This is a genomic window from Tersicoccus mangrovi, assembly GCF_036881825.1.
Lineage (GTDB): Bacteria > Actinomycetota > Actinomycetes > Actinomycetales > Micrococcaceae > Tersicoccus > Tersicoccus mangrovi.
Window position 1 is genome coordinate 145,161 of the sequence record NZ_JBAJMW010000004.1, and the last position, 19,826, is coordinate 164,986.

Sequence of the window (19,826 nt, forward strand, 5' to 3'; positions counted from 1 at the left end):
CTCGACCCACGGGTGAGGCCGAGCCGGATGGGCGGCCGTCAGGCCAGGGACACGAGGTCCTGGTAGTCGGCGTTCCAGTGGTCCTCGACGCCGTCGGGCAACAGCACGACCCGCTCGGGGTTCAGCGCCTCCACCGCGCCCTCGTCGTGGGTCACGAGGACGACGGCGCCCGCATAGTTGCGCAGAGCCCCGAGGACCTCCTCGCGGCTGGCCGGGTCCAGGTTGTTCGTGGGCTCGTCCAGCAGCAGCACGTTGGCGGAGGAGGCGACCAGCGTCGCCAGCGCGAGCCGGGTCTTCTCGCCGCCGGAGAGCACCCCGGCCGGCTTGGAGACGTCGTCACCGGAGAACAGGAACGAGCCGAGGACGCCGCGCACCTCCGCGTCCTTCAGGTCCGGGGCCGCGGTGCGCATGTTCTCGAGCACCGTGCGGTTCACGTCGAGCGTCTCGTGCTCCTGCGCGTAGTAGCCGAGCTTGAGCCCGTGCCCGGGGACGATGCCCCCGGTGTCCGGGTCCTCCGTGCCCGCCAGGAGCTTGAGCAGGGTCGTCTTGCCGGCGCCGTTGAGGCCGAGGACGACGACGCGGGACCCGCGGTCGATGGCCAGGTCCACGTCGGTGAAGATCTCCAGCGAGCCGTAGGACTTGCTCAGGTGTTCCGCCGTCAGCGGGGTCTTCCCGCACGGGGCGGGCTCGGGGAAGCGCAGAGCGGCCACCCGGTCGCTGACGCGCGGTCCCTCGATCCCGGCCAGCAGCTTCTCGGCGCGCTTGGCCATGTTCTGGGCCGCGACCGCCTTCGTCGCCTTGGCGCGCATCTTGTTGGCCTGGTCCATGAGGACCTGCGCCTTCTTCTGGGCGTTGTCCCGCTCCCGGTGCCGGCGGCGCTCGTCGGTCTCCCGCTGGGTCAGGTACGTCTTCCAGCCCATGTTGTAGATGTCGATGACCGCGCGGTTCGCGTCCAGGTGGAACACCTTGTTCACGGTCTGCTCGAGCAGTCCCACGTCGTGGCTGATGATCAGGAGGCCGCCCTGGTGAGCGGACAGGAAGTCGCGCAGCCAGACGATGGAGTCGGCGTCGAGGTGGTTGGTGGGCTCGTCGAGCAGCATCGTGTCCGCGCCCGAGAAGAGGATCCGGGCGAGCTCCACGCGGCGACGCTGACCACCCGAGAGGGTGCGCAGCGGCTGGGCGAGGATGCGGTCCGGCAGGGAGAGGTTGGAGGCGATCGAGGCGGCCTCGGCCTCCGCCGCGTAGCCACCGCCGGCGAGGAACTCCGCCTCGAGCCGGCCATAGCGGGCCATGGCCTTGTCGCGGACGGCGTCGTTCTCACTCGCCATGTCCGTCTCGGCCTTGCGCATGCGGGTGATGACGTCGTCCAGGTTGCGAGCCGAGAGGATGCGGTTGCGCGCCAGCTGCTCGGGATCGCCCGACCGCGGGTCCTGCGGCAGGTAGCCGATCTCCCCCGACCGGGTGATGGTGCCGCCCGCGGGCAGCGTCTGCCCGGCGAGCACCTTGGTCAGCGTCGTCTTGCCGGCGCCGTTCCTGCCCACGAGCCCGATCTTGTCGCCCGCATCGAGCCGGAACGTCACCGACTCCATGAGCAGGCGTGCTCCGGCACGCAGTTCCAGGTCCTGAACGCTGATCACAGATGAAAGTCCCAACTCGACGATGGCTCGGCGGTCGCGTCCTTCGATGTGGCACGATGCCTGAGAGAGCCGATCCATTCTAGCCACTGGAGTGCCCCCATGCCCGCGACTCGTGACCGACGTCCCACCCCGGACACCGGATCGGCGGTGCCGCAGACGCGACTGCGACGGCGTCAGGGCGCTCGCCGACGCTGGGACGCCACCGATCTCTCGCTGATCGGCGTCTTCACCGCGCTCGTCGCGGCGGCCTCGCTCGCTCCGGCGATCCCGCTGGCCGCGGGCGTGCCGATCACCCTGCAGATGCTCGCGATCATGCTCACCGCACTGCTGATCGGGCCGACCCGGGCGTTCGCCGCCGTCGGGCTCTACGTGGTGCTCGGCCTGGCCGGGCTGCCGATCCTCGCGGGATTCCGCGGTGGACTGGCCGTGCTCGCCGGACCGTCGGCCGGATACCTCGTGGCCTTCCCGTTCGCCGCCGCCCTGACCGGTGGGCTGGCCGCGCTGGCGCTGCGCCGCCGTCGCCCGCTGCCCCGCGTCGGTCGCGCGCTCGCCCTGGTCGGCGCGGCCGTCGCCGGCACCGTGCTCATCGTCCACCCGGCCGGAATCGCCGGGTTGATGCTCAACGCCCGGTTGGCCTTCCCCGCGGCGCTGGCCGCCGACGTCGCGTTCCTGCCCGTCGACCTGCTCAAGTGCGCCGTCGCCGTCGCGGTCGCCCTCACCGTGCACCGGGCGTTCCCCGCCCTGCTCGGGCCGCGGCGGTGACCTTCCGCGCCCGGCCGGCCGTGAGCGGGCCCGCGATCGGGCGATGAGCCGGATCGCGTTCGACGGCGCCGCCGTCGAGGTCGGCTCTGAGACCGGACGCGGGGCCGGTCGCACGCTCCTCCATCCCCTGACGCTCGAGCTGACCGAACGGCGGATCGCCGTGATCGGCGCCAACGGCTCCGGCAAGTCGACGCTGCTCAAGCTGGTCGACGCTCTCCAGGAACCCACCGCCGGGTCCGTGACGGTGGACGGCGTGGACACTCGGCACGATCCCGCGACGATCCGGTCCCGTGTCGGCTTCGTGTTCACCGACCCCTCGGCCCAGCTGATCATGCCCACACTGCGGGAGGACGTGACCCTGTCGCTGCGCCGGTCCGTCCCCCGCCGCGAGCGTGCCGCCCGGGCGGCCGAGGTGCTCGACCGCTTCGGCCTGACAGCCCTGGCGGACCAGAGCGTGTTCGACCTCTCGGCCGGGGAACGGCAGCTCGGCGCGCTGGCCGTCGTCCTCGCCGTCGGCCCGGCGGTCCTTGTCCTCGACGAACCGTCCACGCTGCTCGACCTGCGCAACACCCTGCTGCTGCGCCGCACCCTCGCAGCCCTGGACCAGCAGGTGCTGATGAGCACCCACGACCTGGACCTGGCCGCCGCCTGCGACCGGGTGCTCGTCCTCGAGGACGGCCGGGTGATCGCCGACGACGACGGCCCGGCCGCGGTCGCGTTCTACCGGCGGCGCTGCGACGAGGGACTGCGGCCGGGGCCACCCGGCTCGACCGGCGGCGGCTCGTGAGCGCCGCCCGCGAGCTCGGCGCGTACTGGCCGGGCGACTCCCCCGTCCACCGGGCCCGGCTGCGCGTCAAGGCGGTGGGCATGGTGCTGGTCTCGGTCGCGGCCGTCCTGGCGCGCGATCCGTTGCCCGCCCTGGCGCTGCTCGCGGTCGTCCTGCTGGTCGCCGGGTCGTCCCGGGTGCCCGCTCGCCGCGTGTTCGCGCCCGCGCGGGCCGGCTGGGTGGTCCTGCTGCTCGTCGGCGGCTACCAGGTGCTCGCCGGCGGCGGCAGCGCGCCGAGCATCGGTCAGGCCGTGGCCGTCGTCGCCGTCCTGCTCGCCGCGATGACCTCGGCGCAGCTGCTCACCGCGACCACCCCGACGGGTCGCCTGCTCGACGGCGTCGTCACCGCCGTCCGGCCGCTGCGTCGCCTCGGCGCGGACCCGGACCGGTTCGCCCTGACCACCCTCATCGTCCTGCGCTCCCTGCCCTGGATCGCGGGGGCGTTCGACGACGCGCGGGACGCCGCCCTCGCCCGCGGCCTGCAGCGGTCCCTGCGGGCCCGCACGCTGCCGGTCGTGCTGCGGACGGTCGACCACGCACAGCGCACCGGCCTGGCCCTGGCCGCCCGCGGCCTGGGCGACCCGGTACCGCCGGGAGCCGAGCGCTAGGCTTCAGTCGATGCGGCGCAGCAGGTTCTCGGCGCTGCTCGGGCCCGGTGACGCGTCGGCGATCCACGGACCCGTGCCCTCGGACGGGTCGACGACGCCCTCCTCGAGCCAGGCGACGTCCCCGGCCAGGACGCGCGCGGCCAGGCGGGTGTCCCCGTCGTCGGTGTTGTGCCACAGCTCGTCGAAGAGCCGCTCGACCCGCAGTCGTGACTGCTCGCAGAACGCGCCGGCCAGCTGCTCGGCACCGGCGCCCCGCTCCTTCTCGGTCTGCTCGAGATGGCGTGCCCAGGCGCAGGCGGCCGCCGTCACGAACAGTTCCGCCCCGATGTCGACGATCCGCCCGAGGAAGACCTGTCTCTTCTCCAGGCCCGCCTGCCACCGGCCCATCGCGTAGAACGTCTGCCGCGCCAGGCGCCGTGAGGCGCGTTCGACGTACCGCAGATGCCGGCCCAGCGGCCCGAACTCGCGGAAACCGGTCGGCAGGGTGCCGTCGCCCACCACGAGCCGGGGCAGCCAGGACGCGTAGAAGCCGCTCGCACCGACCGCGGCGCGCGCCTTCGCGGCCAGGTCCGCGTCCGCGCTGGCGAGGTCGCCCGCGGCGGCGAGGTGCGCGTCGACGGCCTCGCGCGCGATCAGCAGGTGCATGATCTCGGTCGAGCCCTCGAAGATGCGGTTGATCCGGGTGTCGCGCAGCAGCTGCTCGGCGGGCACCGCGCGTTCGCCGCGGGCGGCCAGCGACGCCGCCGTCTCGTAGCCGCGGCCGCCGCGGATCTGAACGAGCTCGTCCGCGATCCGGTAGGCCATCTCGCTGCACCACAGCTTGGCCAGCGCCGCCTCGATGCGGATGTCCTTGCTGCCCGCGTCGGCCAGCCGCGTCGAGAGTTCGCACGCCGCCTCCATCCCGAACGTGGTGGCGGCGATGAACGCGATCTTCGCGGCGACCGCCTGGTGCTGCCCCACCGGCCGGCCCCACTGGACGCGCGCGCCGCTCCACTCGCGGGCGATCTTCAGCGACCACTTGCCGCCCGCCGTGCAGATCGCCGGGATGGCGAGGCGCCCGGTGTTCAGGGTCGTCAGCGCGATCCTCAGGCCCTGCCCCTCGGCGCCGAGCCGGTCGGCGGCGGCGACCCGCACCCGGTGGAAGCGGGTGACCCCGTTCTCGATCCCGCGCAGCCCCATGAACGCGTTGCGTCGCTCGACGGTGACGCCCGGCGCGTTCGTCTCGACGACGAAGGCGCTGATGCCGCCCGGCCGTGGCGCACCGGTCGCATCGGTGTGCGCCGGGACCCGGGCCATCACCACGACGAGGTCGGCGATCACCCCGTTGGTGGTCCACAGCTTGACGCCGTCGAGCAGGTAGTCGCCGTCGGCGGTGGGCGTCGCGGTGGTCGCCAGGCGGGCCGGGTCGGAGCCGACGTCGGGCTCGGTCAGCAGGAACGCCGTCACGGCGCCGCGGGCGCAGCGCGGCAGGAACCGTTCCTTCTGCTCGTCGGTCCCGAACACCTTGACCGGTTCCGGCACGCCGATCGACTGGTGGGCCGAGAGCAGGGCGCCCAGGCTCGGGTGCACGGAGCCGACCAGCGTGAGCGCCCGGCCGTAGACGGTCAGGCTCAGGCCGAGGCCCCCGTACCGGCGCGGGATCTTCATGCCGAACAGGCCGAGGTCCGCCATCCGGTGCAGGTACTCGTCGGGGACCCGCGCCTCCCGCTCGATCAGCTGGCCGTCGAGGTCCTCGCACAGGGTCCGCAGGCGGCCGAGGAACTCCGCCCCCTCCTCCTCGAACCGCTGGTCGCCGGTGGGCACGGGGTGGATCAGGCCGAGATCGAGGCGCCCCAGGAAGAGGCCCTTGGCGAAGCTCGGCCGGTCCCAGCGGGTCTCCCGGGCGGCCTCCGCGGTCTCGCGGGCCCGCTTCTCGGTGACCGGGCCGGTGCCGGAGGCCGGGCCGGTGTCGGATGATCGGTGGGTCTGCACGCCCATGGCGTGCCCCTTTCCCTCGGGCCGGCCGAGGACGTCCGGCGTGGCCTCATGCTACGCAGCGGTACCGACACCGCGGTAGTACCCGATCCGGTCACGGCGCCGGTCACCGCGCCGGTCACCGCGTTCCGCGGGCGGACCGCCCACTAGGGTGTGTCCATGAGCTTCGACGCGGGGTCCCAGCTGGACCCGTCCCAGGTCAGCGATTCCCGCGGCGGAGGCGGCGGCATCGGCCGTGGCGGCCTCATCGCCGGCGGCGGCATCGGCGGTCTCGTCATCGCCCTCATCGCCGTCATGCTCGGCCTGAATCCCGGGGACATCGAGGGCACCAACAACGCCCCGGCCCAGGATCAGCCGAGCGCCGTGAGCTCCTCGCTCTCGTCCTGCCAGACCGGCCAGCAGGCGAACCAGCGCAGCGACTGCCGCGTCGTGGCGACCGTCAACAGCCTCAACCAGTTCTGGGCGGCGTACCTGCCGAAGTACGACGTGACCTACACCCGGCCGCGCGCGCAGCTGTTCACGAGCCGGGTCAGCACCGGCTGCGGGACGGCGTCGAGCTCCACCGGCCCGTTCTACTGCCCCAACGACAAGACGGCCTACTTCGACCTGAGCTTCTTCTCCCTGCTGCAGCAGCAGTTCGACACCGCCGGCGGCCCGCTGGCCGAGGAGTACGTCGTCGCCCACGAGTTCGGCCACCACATCCAGGACCTGCTCGGCACCCTCGGGTACGCACAGCGCGATCCGCAGGGAGCGGAGTCCGGCGCCGTGCGCGTCGAACTGCAGGCCGACTGCTACGCGGGCCTGTGGGCACGGCACGCCTCCAGCGACCAGAACCAGGGGCCGGTGTCACTCGACCCGATCACCGACACGCAGCTGAACGAGGCGCTGGACGCGGCCGGGAAGATCGGCGACGACCGGATCCAGACGAAGGCCCAGGGCTACACCCAGCCCGAGACCTACACCCACGGCACCGGGGCGCAGCGCCAGCGCTGGTTCATGAACGGCTACAGGACCGGTGACATCACCCGCTGCGACACCCTGCGGGCCTCGCAGCTGTAAGGCACCGTCGACAGGACGCAGAGAGGCCCCGGCGGTTCCGTGGAACTGCCGGGGCCTCTCGGTGTCGGTGGCGTGTCTCAGATGTTGAAGCCGAGGGCCCGCATCTGGTCGCGACCGTCCTCGGTGATCCGCTCGGGACCCCACGGCGGCATCCAGACCCAGTTCATCCGCCACTCGTCCACGATCGTGTCCAGTGCCTGGCCGACCTGCTCCTCGAGCACGTCGGTCAGGGGGCACGCCGCGGTGGTGAGCGTCATGTCGATGAGCAGGGCGCCGTCGTCGGCGTACTTGAGCCCGTAGAGCAGGCCGAGGTCGACGACGTTGACGCCGAGCTCGGGGTCGATGACGTCCTTGAGGGCCTCCTCGACGTCCTCCAGGCCGGTCCGGCCCGCTGCGGTCGTGTCACTCATCGTCGTCACTTCCCTGCCGGAGTGAGGAACCGGTCGTAGCCCTCGTCCTCGAGCCGGTCGGCGAGCTCCGCGCCGCCCTCCTCGGCGACCCGGCCGTCGACGAACACGTGGACGAAGTCCGGCTTGATGTAGCGCAGGATGCGCGTGTAGTGGGTGATGAGCAGCGTGCCCATGCCACCGGCGGCCTGCGCCCGGTTGACGCCCTCGGAGACGACCTTGAGCGCGTCGACGTCGAGGCCGGAGTCGGTCTCGTCGAGGATGGCGAACTTCGGCTTGAAGAGCTCGAGCTGGAGGATCTCGACGCGCTTCTTCTCGCCGCCGGAGAAGCCCTCGTTGACGTTGCGGTGCGCGAAGTCCGCGTCGATCCGCAGCTGGCTCATCGCCTCGCGGACCTCCTTGGTCCAGGTGCGCAGCGACGGGGCGTCCCCGTCGATGGCGGTCTTGGCGGTGCGCAGGAAGTTCGTCATGGTCACGCCGGGCACCTCGACCGGGTACTGCATGGCCAGGAACAGGCCCGCACGGGCGCGCTCGTCGACGCTCATGGCGAGGACGTCCTCGCCGTCGAGCGTGATGGAGCCGCCGTCGACGTTGTACCGCGGGTGGCCCGCGATGGTGGAGGCGAGCGTGGACTTGCCGGAGCCGTTCGGGCCCATGATGGCGTGCGTCTCCCCCGTCTTCACGGTGAGGTTCACGCCCTTGAGGATCTCCTTGGTGCCCTGCTCGGTCTCGATGCTGACCTGCAGGTCCCGGATGTCGAGAGTGGACATGGGGTTCGCTGTCTCCTTGGTGCTCAGTGGTTCAGTGGCGTTGGGGGTGGGCCGTGGCCCGGATGTCTCAGGTGAGGTCTGCGCCGTTGGTGACGGTGGCCGTGTCGACCCACACCGCGCCGTCCTCGACCGCGAGGGCGAACACGGCGACGGGGTCGTAGGCCGGCAGGCTCAACGGCTCGCCGCTGCGCAGGTCGAACTGGCTGCCGTGGCCCCAGCACTCGATCGCGCACCCCTCGACGTCGCCCTCCGCGAGGGACACCTGCCCGTGGGAGCAGGTGTCCGCGAGGGCGTGCAGGTCTCCGTCGGAGTCGCGGGCGACGACGACGGGATAGCCGCCGACGAGCACGCGCACCGCGGACCCGGACGCGATGTCCTCGGTGCGGGCGACGAGCTCACCGGCGGGCATCAGAGGTTCCCGGCGTTCAGTTCGTCCTCGAGGGCCGCCATCAGGCGCTCCTCGATCTGCTCGACGCCGATCTGCTGGACGATCTCGTGAAGGAAGCCGCGCACGACGAGCCGGCGGGCCGTCGCCTCGTCGATGCCGCGAGCCATCAGGTAGAACAGCTGCTCGTCGTCGAAGCGACCGGTGGCGCTGGCGTGGCCGGCACCCTCGATGAGCCCCGTCTCGATCTCCAGGTTGGGCACGGAGTCGGCGCGGGCGCCGTCCGTGAGCACGAGGTTGCGGTTCATCTCGTAGGTGTCGGTGCCCTCGGCCTCGGGCCGGATGAGCACGTCGCCGACCCACACGGTGTGCGCGTCCTTGCCCTGCAGCGCGCCCTTGTAGGTGACCCGCGACTTGCAGTTCGGCTGCGCGTGGTCGACGAAGAGCCGCTGCTCCAGGTGCTGGCCGGCGTCGGCGAAGTACAGGCCGTACATCTCGACGTCGCCGCCGGGACCGGCGTACCGCGTGGACGGCGTGAGCCGCACGAGGTCGCCGCCGAGGCTGACCGCGACGTGCTTCAGGTGCGCGTCCCGGCCGATGCGGGCCTGCTGGGAGCTCACGTGCACGGCGTCGTCGGCCCAGCCCTGCAGCGTGACGACCGTCAGGTCCGCCCCGTCGCCGAGCCGGATCTCCACGTTCTGCGCGAGGGTGGCAGAGCCGGCGTGGTCGAGCACGACGACGGCGCGGGAGTGACGCTCGGCGTCGATGACCAGGTGGCCGGCCGCCGGCTCGAGGGAGGAGCCCTCGATCCGCACGTGCACGTAGCCCTCGACCTCGGTCTCGACGGGCACCGTCAGCACGGTGGCCTCGGTGAACGCGCTCCACGCGTTGGCGGAGACCCGGTCCTCGGGGATGCCGGCGACGCCGATGCGGGCGTCGTCCCGGCCGACGGTCTCGACGCGGACGACCGCGACGGCCGACTCGGAACCGTCCACGGTGACCGTGGGTGCAGCCCCGGTCAGCTCGGCCTTCTCGAGGCCACGCAGCCGCGGCAGCGGCGTGAACCGCCAGTCCTCCTCACGGCCGGTCAGTTCGGGGAAATCGGCCACCCGGTAGGAGGTCAGCCGGCCCGCCCGCGAGGAGTCGGGGATGCCGTAGCCGCCGCCGTGTGAGTGCTTCTTCGCGCCGTGCTGCTCGGTGCCGTGGTCGGCCTCGACCGGGGCGGTCGCCGTCGTGCCGAACGACGGGTCGGTGCCCTGGTCCGCGGCGCCGTCGACGACGGCCGCCTCGTCGCCGGTCACGGCCGTGCCCTCGCCGGCCTCGGCCGGCTCGGTGTCGTCGGCGAGCTTCTCGCCCTCCAGGCTCATGCCGGGAATGGCGACCCGGGCGTTCCCGACCTCGACGCCGTCGACCCGCTGGGTCTCGACGTCGTCCTCGGTGGTGATTTCGGTGGTGTTCGTCTCGGCCATCCTCAGCCCACGGACCCTTCCATCTGCAGTTCGATCAGCCGGTTCAACTCGAGCGCGTACTCCATCGGCAGCTCCCGCGCGATCGGCTCGATGAAGCCGCGCACGATCATCGCCATCGCCTCGGTCTCGGGCAGGCCGCGGGACATCAGGTAGAACAGCTGCTCCTCGCTGACCTTGGACACCGTCGCCTCGTGACCCAGGGTGACGTCGTCCTCCCGGATGTCGATGTACGGATAGGTGTCCGAGCGGGAGATGGTGTCGACCAGCAGGGCGTCGCACACCACGGAGTTCTTGCTGTGCTTGGCGCCCTCGCGGACCTGGACGAGACCGCGGTAGGCCGCGCGTCCGCCGCCGCGGGCGACCGACTTGGAGACGATCGAACTCGACGTGTTCGGCGCGATGTGCACCATCTTCGAGCCGGTGTCCTGGTGCTGGTTCTCGCCGGCGAAGGCGATCGAGAGGGTCTCGCCGCGGGCGTGCTCGCCGACCATGTAGACGGCCGGGTACTTCATGGTGACCTTCGAGCCGATGTTGCCGTCGATCCACTCCATGGTGGCGCCCTCGTGGGCGATGGCCCGCTTGGTCACGAGATTGTAGACGTTGGTCGACCAGTTCTGGATGGTCGTGTACCGGACGCGGGAGCCCTTCTTGCAGATGATCTCCACGACGGCGCTGTGCAGCGAGTCCGACTGGTAGATCGGCGCGGTGCAGCCCTCGATGTAGTGGACGTAGGAGTCCTCGTCCGCGATGATCAGCGTCCGCTCGAACTGGCCCATGTTCTCGGTGTTGATCCGGAAGTACGCCTGCAGCGGGATCTCCACGTGCACGCCCTTGGGCACGTACACGAAGGAGCCGCCGGACCACACCGCGGTGTTCAGCGACGCGAACTTGTTGTCGCCGGCCGGGATGACGGTGCCGAAGTACTCCTCGAAGAACTCGGGGTGCTCCTTCAGGGCCGTGTCGGTGTCCATGAAGATGACGCCCTGCTCCTCCAGGTCCTCGCGGATCTGGTGGTAGACGACCTCGGACTCGTACTGGGCGGCCACGCCGGCGACGAGCCGGTTGCGCTCGGCCTCGGGGATGCCGAGGCGCTCGTACGTGTTGCGGATGTCGTCGGGCAGCTCCTCCCAGGAGCCTGCCTGCTTCTCGGTGGACCGCACGAAGTACTTGATGTTGTCGAAGTCGATGTCCGACAGGTCCGAGCCCCAGAGCGGCATCGGCTTGCGGTCGAAGTACTTCAGGCCCTTCAGCCGGAGGTCCAGCATCCACTGGGGCTCGCTCTTCTTGCCCGAGATGTCGCGGACGACCTCCTCGGACAGGCCACGGCGCGCCGAGGCACCCGCGACGTCCGTGTCCGCCCACCCGTACTCGTAGGCGCCCAGACCCTTCAGCTGCGGGTTCTTCTCGAGCACCTCGGTGATCGTGGTGTCGCGCTCGCCCGTGCGCTCACGGGCCATCTGCTCCGTCATCGACCTTCCTCCTCCTGCTTGCTTCTCAATCCTCGTCGCCGTCCGTGCCGGGACGGCCCGGGCTCGGCGTGAGACTGCTCACCGCGGGTGGCCCGCGGTTCCGGCACTGCCGACGGCGTCACCGGTGGGTGACCCGGACCGCCGCCCGTCCGGTGGGTACGTGGGTGTTGCAGATGTGGCCGCCGGCGGCCAGCGTCGAGAGCCGGCGGACGTCGACGCCGAGCAACCCGGCGAACATCTCGGTCTCCCGCTCGCAGAAGCGGGGGAACTCCGCGGCCAGCTCCTGCACCGGGCAGTGGCCCTGGCACAACTGCATCACGGTCATCGGCCCGGCGTCGACCGTCGTGGACGACCCGGCGAACCCCTGGTCCGCCAGGGCGCTGCCCAGCGCGCGGACCCGGTCGGCGATGTCCTCGCCCGCGGCCTCGACGGCGGGGGCGAGCCGGCGGCCCAGGTCGTCGACGCGGTCGCCGATGAACCGGTCGACGGCCTCCTCGCCGCCGATCCGGGCGAGTTCCCGCAGCGCGATGCGCGCGATGCCGAGGTAGTCGTCCCCGAGGCTGGCCTGACCGGCGCGGCTGAGGACGAACTGGCGGGCGGGGCGTCCGGCGCGCGTGCCGGGACTGCGGACGAGCTTGACCTCGATCAGGTCCTCGGCGAGCAGCCCGTCGAGATGACGACGCACGGCGGTCGGGGTGTGCCCGAGCCGCTTGGCGAGGTCGGCCGCACTGACGGGGCCGCGTTCGAGGACCATCTGCAGAACGCGGTCACGGGTGCGGGCCTCGGTCGCGGGCAGCGTGGCGTTGTCGGCGTCCGTCGACCGCAGGCCGTGGCGGGCGCGGGATCCGCGCGCGAAGCCCTGCGTCCCGGAGAACCCGCGGGTCGCAACGGCCGGAGCGTCCGCCCGCGCCGTGGCCACCGCACCGGCATCCGGGCGCGACGCAGCCGCCGGCCCATCGGCCGGCACCGGGGAAACCACGGTCTCGGGCTGCACGTGTTGCACAACATGATCATTTCGTAATTTGTTCCGTGAAGCCAGTAAGGCACCCCTGTGACGGTCGGAACGGCCCGGGCGCGCCGGTAGACTGGGCCGGTGCCCGACCGCAGTACCTCCGCCCTCGTCATCGACCATCTGGTCAAGGATGTCGGCCCGGTGCCCGCCCTCGAGGGCCGGATGCTCCGGGTGATCCACGACGTGAGCCTGCGCGCCGCCTTCGGTCAGGTCACGGTCCTCCTGGGCACCAACGGCGCGGGCAAGACCACCACGCTCGCGTGCGCGCAGGGACTGACGGCGCGCCAGGGCGGCGACATCACCCTGCTGGGCGCCGACCCGCAGGATGCCGGCCCCGAGCTGAAGGCCCGCGTCGGCGTCATGCTGCAGGACGGCGGCCTCCCCCCGTCCTGGCGACCGATACCCCTGCTGCGCCACCTCGCCCGGCTCTACCGGGACCCGGCACCGGTCGACGACCTCGTCGAACGGCTCGGCATCGACGAGTTCGACCGCACCAGCATCCGCCGGCTCTCCGGCGGCCAGAAGCAGCGCGTGGCCCTCGCGGCGGCGCTCGTCGGCCGGCCCGAAGTCGTGTTCCTCGACGAGCCGTCCGCCGGTCTCGACCCGCAGTCCCGCACCGTCGTCTTCGACCTCATCGACCAGCTCCGCCGCGACGGCATCGGCATCCTCCTGACCACCCACCTGCTCGACGACGCGCAGCGGCTGGCCGACTACGTCTACATCATCGACGCCGGCCGCTCGGTCGCCGAGGGAACCGTCCCGCAGCTGCTGCAGGACCACGCGGCCCGGACCACCGGCGCCGGGCGGCTCGTCTTCGAGGCCCCGAGCGGTCTGGCCGGCACGTTCCCGACGCGGGACGGGGTGACACTCGCCGAGGTCTCCCCCGGCAGCTATGTGCTCGACGGCACCCTGTCGCCGTCCGACCTCGCCGCGCTCGGCGCCTGGTTCGCCGCCCGCGACGTCATGCCGGCGAGTCTGACCCTGTCGACGCCCACCCTCGAGGACGTCTTCCTCGACCTGGCCACCCGTACGGCCGCGGGAGTGGACCGATGAGCGCCCCCGCGCCGCTCGCCACCCGCGTCGCTGCGCAGGGACGCTGGGAGACGGTGAGCATGCTCCGCAACGGCGAGCAGCTCCTGCTCGCCGTCGTCCTGCCGCTGCTCGCCCTCATCGGCCTGACCTTCGTCGACCTGCTGGACGGGTACGGGGCGCGCCGGGTCGATCTCGCGACGCCGGGCGTGCTCGCGCTGTGCGTGGTCTCCACCGCCTTCACCGGGCAGGGCATCGCCACCGGGTTCGACCGGCGGTACGGCGTGCTGCGCTACCTCTCGACGACGCCGCTCGGCCGCGGTGGGCTGATCGCCGGCAAGGCCATCGCCGTCCTCGCGGTCCTCGTCCTGCAGGCCGTCGTGATCGGCGCCGTCGCGCTCCTGCTCGGTTGGCGGCCGGATCCCGCGGGCCTGCTCATCGCCGTCGTCCTGCTCGTCCTCGGCGCCGCCTGCTTCACGTCGCTCGGCCTCCTCGTGGCCGGGACGGTCCGGCCCGAGGCGACCCTGGCGATCACCAACCTGCTGTGGGTGCTGCTCGCCGGCGCGGGCGGCCTCCTGCTGCCCACGGGACGGTTCCCGGGCTGGCTCAATACCGTGGTCGACCTCCTGCCCTCCGCCGCGCTCGGCAACGCGCTGCGCACCGCCCTGACCACGGGCGCGTTCGACATCGGGCCGCTGCTCGTGCTGCTGGTCTGGACCGTCGTCGTCTCCCTGGCCGCCACCCGCTGGTTCCGGTGGGACTGAGCACCTCCGGCGCCACTCCTCTTCTTCCGACACTTCCGACACTTCCTACACCGACACGAAGGTTCGACCCGATGACCACCCAGCAGCCCACCGTCGCCGCTGACCTCCCGAGCGAGGACCGCCGTCCCGCGGTCACTCCCGCGGTGCGCGCCCTCGCCATCGCCTCCCTCGTCGCGCAGATCGGCATCGTCGTCACGGGTGGCGCTGTCCGCCTCACCGCCTCCGGCCTCGGTTGCCCCACGTGGCCGCGCTGCACGGCGGACTCCTTCATCAGCACCCCGGAGATGGGCGCGCACGGCGTCATCGAGTTCGGCAACCGGCTCCTGACCTTCGTGCTCACCGCGGTCGCGATCGCGACGCTCGTGGCGGTGTGGCGGCTGCGGAGGCGGCAGCCGCTGATCTTCCGCCTCGCCGTCGGACTGCTCGCCGGGATCCCGGCGCAGGCGGTGATCGGCGGCATCAGCGTGTGGATGAACCTCAACCCGTGGGTGGTGGGGCTGCACTTCATCGTCTCGGCCGTGATGGTCGCGGCGGCCACCGTCCTGGTCAAGCGGACCGGGCGCGTACGCGACGCCGAGCACGGCATCGACCGCCCCACGGCAGGCGCCGGCCGGACCCTGCGTCAGCTCGCCGTCGCGATCGCCGTCTTCACCGGCATCGCCGTCTACCTCGGCACCATCGTCACCGGCACGGGGCCGCATGCGGGCGCGAACGGCGCCGTCCGGCACCCGTTCGACCCGGACATCGTCACCCGCCTGCACGCGTTGCCCGTGTACCTGCTGGTCGGCTCCCTCGTGATCGCGACCGTGCTGGCGTACCGGCGGCCCGAGGTGAGCGCCCGGCTGCGGCGCACGCTCGTCGTCGCCGACGCCGTCGCCGTCCTGCAGGCCGCCATCGGCTTCACCCAGCACTTCACGGGCCTGCCCATCGTCCTCGTCGCCCTGCACATGCTCGGCGCGTGCCTGGCGGTCGCGGCGGCGACGAACATCGTCGACGAGGTCCGGGCGCGGCCGGTGGTGGCCGCGGAGCCGGTGGCTCCGGCGGCGGCAGCGGCGCGGTAACGGGCCGCAGAGCGCCGGCGCCCGGAGCACTACGCCGCACCCGGGAGTCAGCGGCTTCCGCACGAAAGCCCTGCTCGGCAGCCGTGACTTAGCGGTTGCCGCCCGACAGCGCTGCGCCACAGCCGTGACTTAGCCGTTGCCGCCCGAAAGCCCTGCTCAAAGAGCCCTGCTCTCGGGCGCAACCCGCTAATTCGGCACGGCGTCATCGCGAGGCGCCAGCGACGCCCCATGCCGTTGGTCCACCGGATCAGGACAGCGACGTCAGTCGTCCGAGCTGATGAGCCGGCGTCGTGCTTCGAGGAGTTCGACCTCGGGGCGATAGGCGACGAACTGTTCGACGCCGTCCAGCACGCTGACCAGGTGGGCCCGGTCCGCTCCGACGAGTCCGACCCCGAGCCCGGCGCGGCGGTGCAGGTCCTGGTGGTCGACCTCGGCCACGGACACGTCGAACCGGCGACGGACCTCGGCGACCAGCGGCCGCACGACGGAGCGTTTCTCCTTGAGCGAATGGACGTCCCCGAGCAGCACGTCGAACTCGATCCAGCCGATCCACATACCGGTCATGCTAGGCGCGGGCGGCGAACGACAAGCACCGAACGACAGGCGCAGGACGGAGTGGTCAGTCAGCAGCGTCGACGCACGCGTGACAGCGGCCGTCGTCCGCGCCCTCGTCGCCGCCGAGCGCGGCCAGGCACTCGGCGCACGCGTCGGTGAGGCAGCCGGGGCACAGGCCCGCGAAGCCGCGGCCATCGGCGATGTCGCCGTCGCAACGCAGGCACGCCTCGGTGACGGGCACGGTGACGACGAGATCAGCGGTCTCCAGCAGCATGGCGCTCATGCACCCGGTCTACTCCGGGACGGGTCGAGCGCGACGGAGGCCGTGCGGCGTGTCCCGGAAGTGCAGGAACCCTCAGCGGAGGACGGCGCCGCCGATGAACGGGTCGATGGCGACGGCGAGGAACAGCAGCGTCAGGTAGCTGATCGAGCCGTGGAACACCTTCATGGTGCCCTTGGGGGTGGCGCGGCCGGCCATCGCGTCGGCGTGCAACCGGTGGCTCTGCGCGAGGAACCAGGTCCCCGCGACCACCGCGGTGACCAGGTACACCCAGCCGGCATCGCCCACGGGCACGAGCAGCAGCGAGCAGACGACCATGGCCCACGCGTACAGCACGACCTGCACCGAGACGGCGTCGGTCCCGGCGATGGCGCCGAGCATCGGCACGTTCGCGCGACGGTAGTCCTCGCCGTACTTGACGGACAGCGGCCAGTAGTGCGGCGGCGTCCAGAGGAAGATGACGGCGAAGAGGATCCACGCGGACCAGGACAGCGTGTTCGTCACCGACGACCACGCGATCAGCACCGGCATGCAACCGGCCGCACCGCCCCACACGATGTTCTGCGGGGTGCGGCGCTTGAGGATCAGCGAGTAGATGACGACGTAGAAGAGGATGGCGACGACGCCGAGGAAGGCGGTGAGGGCGTTGGCTCCGGCCCCCAGCAGCACCACCGAGGCGACGGCCAGCACCCACGCGAAGACGAGCGCCTCGCGGTCGGTGACCTCCCCCGTCACGAGCGGACGGTTCTCGGTGCGCTTCATGACCCGGTCGATGTCGCGGTCGATGTAGCAGTTGAAGGCGCCCGCGGCGCCGGCGGCCAGCGCGCCGCCGATCATCGTCGTGATGATCAGGCCGATCTGCGGAAGGCCGCCCTGCGCGAAGATCATCGTCGGCAGCGTGCACACGAGCAGCAGTTCGATGACCCGGGGCTTGGTGAGGGCGACGTACGCCTTCAGCTTGCGCGCCACCGGGTTCCGCGACTTCGCACCGGCGGACGGGGAACCCCCCGTCCCTTCCGGCGCGAGAGCCGGTTCCGGCATCGACGACGGCGCGTCAGCGGTGTTCAACGAAGTCCTCACCCAGTCCCAGTACGTGCGGCGCCCGAGCCCTCGGCCCGTGGCGGCGGTCGCGGAACGAGCACGCCGCGAGGGCGCGCGCGTCCGGGTCCAGTGTACCGGCGACGAGGACCGCCGGCGTCACCCGCGCCGGCGCTCCCGGCCCCGCCGTGACCTCGCGCGAAGCCGGCGTTACGTCGAGGGCGAAACCTCGCCGATCATGACGAACCCGCCTGACGACGGCCGTACCGCCACGAGTAAGGTGAAACCAGGTCCACCGCGGTACGGAACCCGAGAGGTGGCTGGCCGGTTCGCCCACGCGGACCGTCCGCCCGCTCGGGTATGGAGCCGCAGTGCAGCCCCTGACTTCCGACGCGTCGCCTGCGGTGCCGACCGGCACCGGGACGACGCCGAACCCCGAACAGAAGGGCGGTCTTCGTGCCGACGTCAAGCTCTCTCCAGTGGAACGACCTCGACCGGCGTGCGGTGGACACGATCCGTGTCCTGGCCGCCGACGCGGTCCAGAAGGTCGGCAACGGGCACCCGGGCACGGCGATGAGCCTGGCCCCCGCCGCGTACATGCTGTTCCAGAACCTGATGCGTCACGACCCCGCCGATCCGGAGTGGATCGGCCGCGACCGCTTCGTCCTCTCCGCGGGCCACACCTCCCTCACCCTGTACCTCGAGCTGTTCCTCAGCGGGTACGGCCTCGAGGTCGAGGACCTGCAGCAGCTGCGCACGTGGGGATCGAAGACCCCGGGCCACCCGGAGTACCGGCACACCAAGGGCGTCGAGATCACCACCGGGCCGCTCGGCCAGGGCCTGGCCTCCGCCGTCGGCTTCGCCTACTCGCAGCGCCGCGTCCGCGGCATGCTCGACGCCGAGGCCGCCCCGGGTGAGAGCCCGTTCGACCACACCGTGTGGGTCATCGCCTCCGACGGCGACCTGCAGGAGGGCGTCACCAGCGAGGCCAGCTCGCTGGCCGGCACGCAGGAGCTGGGCAACCTCGTGGTCATCTACGACCAGAACCACATCTCCATCGAGGACGACACGAACGTCGCCTTCTCCGAGGACGTCCTCGGCCGCTACGAGGCGTACGGCTGGCACGTCCAGCGCGTCGACTGGACCGCCACCGGCGAGTACGTCGAGGACACCCAGGCGCTCTACGAGGCCCTCGCCGCCGCGAAGGCCGAGACCGGCAAGCCCTCCATCATCGCGCTGCGGTCCATCATCGGCTGGCCGGCGCCGACCCTGCAGAACACCGGCAAGGCGCACGGCGCGGCGCTCGGCGACGACGAGATCAAGGGCATCAAGGAGATTCTCGGCTTCGACCCCGACAAGACCTTCCAGGTCGAGCCGGAGGTCCTCGAGCACGCGCGGCAGGTGGCCCAGCGTGGTGCCGAGGAGCACGCGCAGTGGAACACCGCATTCGAGGCGTGGCGCTCGAAGAACCCCGAGGAGGCGAAGCTGTTCGAGCGGATCTCCGCCCGGAAGCTGCCCGAGGGCGTCGACGAGGCACTCCCCTCCTTCGAGGCCGGCAAGGCCGTGTCGACCCGCAAGGCCTCCGGCAAGGTCCTGACCGCCCTCGGCGAGGTCATGCCCGAGCTGTGGGGCGGCTCCGCCGACCTGGCCGAGTCCAACAACACGACGATCGAGGGCGCGCCCTCGTTCGTGCCCGCGAGCCGACAGACCACGATGTGGCAGGGCAACCCGTACGGACGGGTGCTGCACTTCGGCATCCGGGAGCACGCCGCCGCGGCCATCGTCAACGGCATCTCGCTGCACTTCCCGACGCGGGCGTTCGCGGGCACCTTCCTCATCTTCAGCGACTACCAGCGCCCGGCACTGCGTCTGGCCGCGCTGATGGGCGCCCCGTCGATCTTCGTCTGGACCCACGACTCGATCGGCCTGGGCGAGGACGGCCCCACGCACCAGCCCGTCGAGCAGCTCTCCTCGCTGCGCGCCATCCCCGGCCTGGACGTCGTCCGGCCCGCGGACGCGAACGAGGTGGCCCACGCCTGGCGTGCCATCGTCGGGCTGACCGACCACCCGGCCGGCATCGTGCTCTCCCGGCAGGACCTGCCGGTGTGGGAGCGCGGCGACGGCGACGCCAGCGGTGACACCTTCGGCTCGGCCGAGGGCACCGCCCGCGGCGCGTACGTGCTCGCCGAGGCGAGCCGCGACGGCGCCACCGTGACGCCGGACGTGCTGCTGATGGCCACCGGCTCCGAGGTGCAGCTGGCCGTCGAGGCCCGCGAGAAGCTGCAGGCGGAGGGCGTCGCCGCGCGGGTCGTCTCGATGCCGTGCTTCGAGTGGTTCGACGCCCAGGACGAGGAGTACCGCGAGTCGGTCCTCCCCTCCTCGGTGCGGGCGCGCGTGAGCGTCGAGGCCGGTGTCCAGCAGAGCTGGCGCGGGCTGATCGGCGACCACGGCCGGGCGATCTCGCTCGAGCACTTCGGTGCCTCCGCCGACTACAAGACCCTCTTCCGCGAGTTCGGCATCACCGCGGACGCGGTCGTCTCGGCCGCCCACGACTCGCTGGACTCCGCGTCCTCCGACTCCGACACGACGCTGAACACCGCCGCCGACACCGGCACGTCGGGTGAGCGTGCTCAGCCCGGCGACGTCGCCCAGGGCGACGCCTCGAACGAGGGCTGAGACCACACCGATTCGCCCGGTGGAGCAACCGGGATGAGACAAGGA

At 71.9% G+C, this 19,826-nt stretch carries 19 protein-coding genes; 8 read left to right on the forward strand and 11 right to left on the reverse strand.

Going from position 1 to position 19,826, the window contains the following annotated elements:
• Positions 1–38 precede the first annotated feature (38 nt).
• Entirely contained in the window at positions 39–1,637 is a 1,599-nt protein-coding gene (locus tag V6N00_RS09180; RefSeq protein WP_334231789.1) for an ABC-F family ATP-binding cassette domain-containing protein, read from the reverse strand.
• Between the two features lie 99 nt (positions 1,638–1,736).
• Here V6N00_RS09180 and V6N00_RS09185 point away from each other — a divergent pair, with 99 nt between their 5' ends.
• The 3 genes from V6N00_RS09185 to V6N00_RS09195 are packed head-to-tail and all read left to right on the forward strand — an operon-like array spanning position 1,737 to position 3,833.
• A complete protein-coding gene (locus V6N00_RS09185; RefSeq protein ID WP_334231790.1) occupies positions 1,737–2,399 on the forward strand; it encodes a biotin transporter BioY in 663 nt (220 codons plus the stop codon).
• A 43-nt stretch (positions 2,400–2,442) separates the two neighbouring features.
• Entirely contained in the window at positions 2,443–3,186 is a 744-nt protein-coding gene (locus V6N00_RS09190) for an energy-coupling factor ABC transporter ATP-binding protein (RefSeq protein WP_334231791.1), read from the forward strand.
• Positions 3,183–3,833 carry an energy-coupling factor transporter transmembrane component T family protein gene (locus tag V6N00_RS09195; protein WP_334231792.1) on the forward strand — a complete coding sequence of 217 codons (651 nt, stop codon included), beginning with the start codon at positions 3,183–3,185 and terminating at the stop codon, positions 3,831–3,833. The genes V6N00_RS09190 and V6N00_RS09195 overlap by 4 nt, the downstream gene beginning before the upstream one ends.
• Positions 3,834–3,836: 3 nt before the next feature.
• Here the strand turns inward: V6N00_RS09195 and V6N00_RS09200 are convergent, their stop codons facing one another.
• Positions 3,837–5,810 carry an acyl-CoA dehydrogenase family protein gene (locus V6N00_RS09200; protein ID WP_334231793.1) on the reverse strand — a complete coding sequence of 658 codons (1,974 nt, stop codon included), beginning with the start codon at positions 5,808–5,810 and terminating at the stop codon, positions 3,837–3,839.
• 156 nt (positions 5,811–5,966) lie between these two features.
• On the opposite strand from V6N00_RS09200, the gene ypfJ reads away from it, so the two are divergent.
• Positions 5,967–6,866, forward strand: a complete 900-nt coding sequence (gene ypfJ / locus V6N00_RS09205) for a KPN_02809 family neutral zinc metallopeptidase (RefSeq protein ID WP_334231794.1) — start codon at positions 5,967–5,969, stop codon at positions 6,864–6,866.
• 77 nt (positions 6,867–6,943) lie between these two features.
• On the opposite strand, the gene V6N00_RS09210 is transcribed toward ypfJ, so the two are convergent.
• From V6N00_RS09210 to V6N00_RS09235, 6 genes are all read right to left on the reverse strand, one after another.
• Positions 6,944–7,276 carry a metal-sulfur cluster assembly factor gene (locus V6N00_RS09210; protein ID WP_334231795.1) on the reverse strand — a complete coding sequence of 111 codons (333 nt, stop codon included), beginning with the start codon at positions 7,274–7,276 and terminating at the stop codon, positions 6,944–6,946.
• Positions 7,277–7,281: 5 nt separating this feature from the next.
• Entirely contained in the window at positions 7,282–8,043 is a 762-nt protein-coding gene (gene sufC, locus V6N00_RS09215; protein WP_334231796.1) for a Fe-S cluster assembly ATPase SufC, read from the reverse strand.
• A 67-nt stretch (positions 8,044–8,110) separates the two neighbouring features.
• Complete coding sequence (locus tag V6N00_RS09220) at positions 8,111–8,452, reverse strand: non-heme iron oxygenase ferredoxin subunit (RefSeq protein WP_334231797.1); 342 nt, start codon at positions 8,450–8,452, stop codon at positions 8,111–8,113.
• Positions 8,452–9,795 carry a Fe-S cluster assembly protein SufD gene (gene sufD / locus V6N00_RS09225; protein ID WP_334232225.1) on the reverse strand — a complete coding sequence of 448 codons (1,344 nt, stop codon included), beginning with the start codon at positions 9,793–9,795 and terminating at the stop codon, positions 8,452–8,454. The genes V6N00_RS09220 and sufD overlap by 1 nt, the downstream gene beginning before the upstream one ends.
• A gap of 104 nt (positions 9,796–9,899) precedes the next feature.
• The gene (sufB, locus tag V6N00_RS09230) at positions 9,900–11,366 is read right to left on the reverse strand and encodes a Fe-S cluster assembly protein SufB (RefSeq protein WP_334231798.1); all 1,467 of its coding nucleotides are present in this window, start codon (positions 11,364–11,366) and stop codon (positions 9,900–9,902) included.
• Between the two features lie 118 nt (positions 11,367–11,484).
• Positions 11,485–12,285, reverse strand: a complete 801-nt coding sequence (locus V6N00_RS09235; protein ID WP_334231799.1) for a helix-turn-helix transcriptional regulator — start codon at positions 12,283–12,285, stop codon at positions 11,485–11,487.
• A gap of 255 nt (positions 12,286–12,540) precedes the next feature.
• On the opposite strand from V6N00_RS09235, the gene V6N00_RS09240 reads away from it, so the two are divergent.
• The 3 genes from V6N00_RS09240 to V6N00_RS09250 all read left to right on the forward strand — a co-directional run bounded on the left by V6N00_RS09240 (position 12,541) and on the right by V6N00_RS09250 (position 15,232).
• Positions 12,541–13,431 carry an ABC transporter ATP-binding protein gene (locus tag V6N00_RS09240; protein WP_334232227.1) on the forward strand — a complete coding sequence of 297 codons (891 nt, stop codon included), beginning with the start codon at positions 12,541–12,543 and terminating at the stop codon, positions 13,429–13,431.
• Entirely contained in the window at positions 13,428–14,171 is a 744-nt protein-coding gene (locus V6N00_RS09245; protein WP_334231800.1) for an ABC transporter permease, read from the forward strand. Before V6N00_RS09240 ends, V6N00_RS09245 begins: the two co-directional genes overlap by 4 nt.
• A gap of 71 nt (positions 14,172–14,242) precedes the next feature.
• On the forward strand, positions 14,243–15,232 hold the full coding sequence (locus tag V6N00_RS09250) for a COX15/CtaA family protein (protein ID WP_334231801.1): 990 nt from the start codon (positions 14,243–14,245) through the stop codon (positions 15,230–15,232).
• A 261-nt stretch (positions 15,233–15,493) separates the two neighbouring features.
• Here V6N00_RS09250 and V6N00_RS09255 read toward each other — a convergent pair whose 3' ends face one another.
• The 3 genes from V6N00_RS09255 to V6N00_RS09265 form a co-directional block, all read right to left on the reverse strand.
• Complete coding sequence (locus tag V6N00_RS09255; protein WP_334232228.1) at positions 15,494–15,787, reverse strand: DUF503 domain-containing protein; 294 nt, start codon at positions 15,785–15,787, stop codon at positions 15,494–15,496.
• Positions 15,788–15,851: 64 nt separating this feature from the next.
• A complete protein-coding gene (locus V6N00_RS09260; protein WP_334231802.1) occupies positions 15,852–16,070 on the reverse strand; it encodes a hypothetical protein in 219 nt (72 codons plus the stop codon).
• A gap of 72 nt (positions 16,071–16,142) precedes the next feature.
• Positions 16,143–17,108 (reverse strand): heme o synthase, encoded by a 966-nt coding sequence (locus V6N00_RS09265; protein WP_334232230.1) that lies wholly within the window; start codon positions 17,106–17,108, stop codon positions 16,143–16,145.
• Positions 17,109–17,561: 453 nt separating this feature from the next.
• Between V6N00_RS09265 and tkt the strand changes: the two genes are divergently transcribed.
• Positions 17,562–19,781 (forward strand): transketolase, encoded by a 2,220-nt coding sequence (gene tkt, locus V6N00_RS09270; protein ID WP_334231803.1) that lies wholly within the window; start codon positions 17,562–17,564, stop codon positions 19,779–19,781.
• Positions 19,782–19,826: the final 45 nt, after the last annotated feature.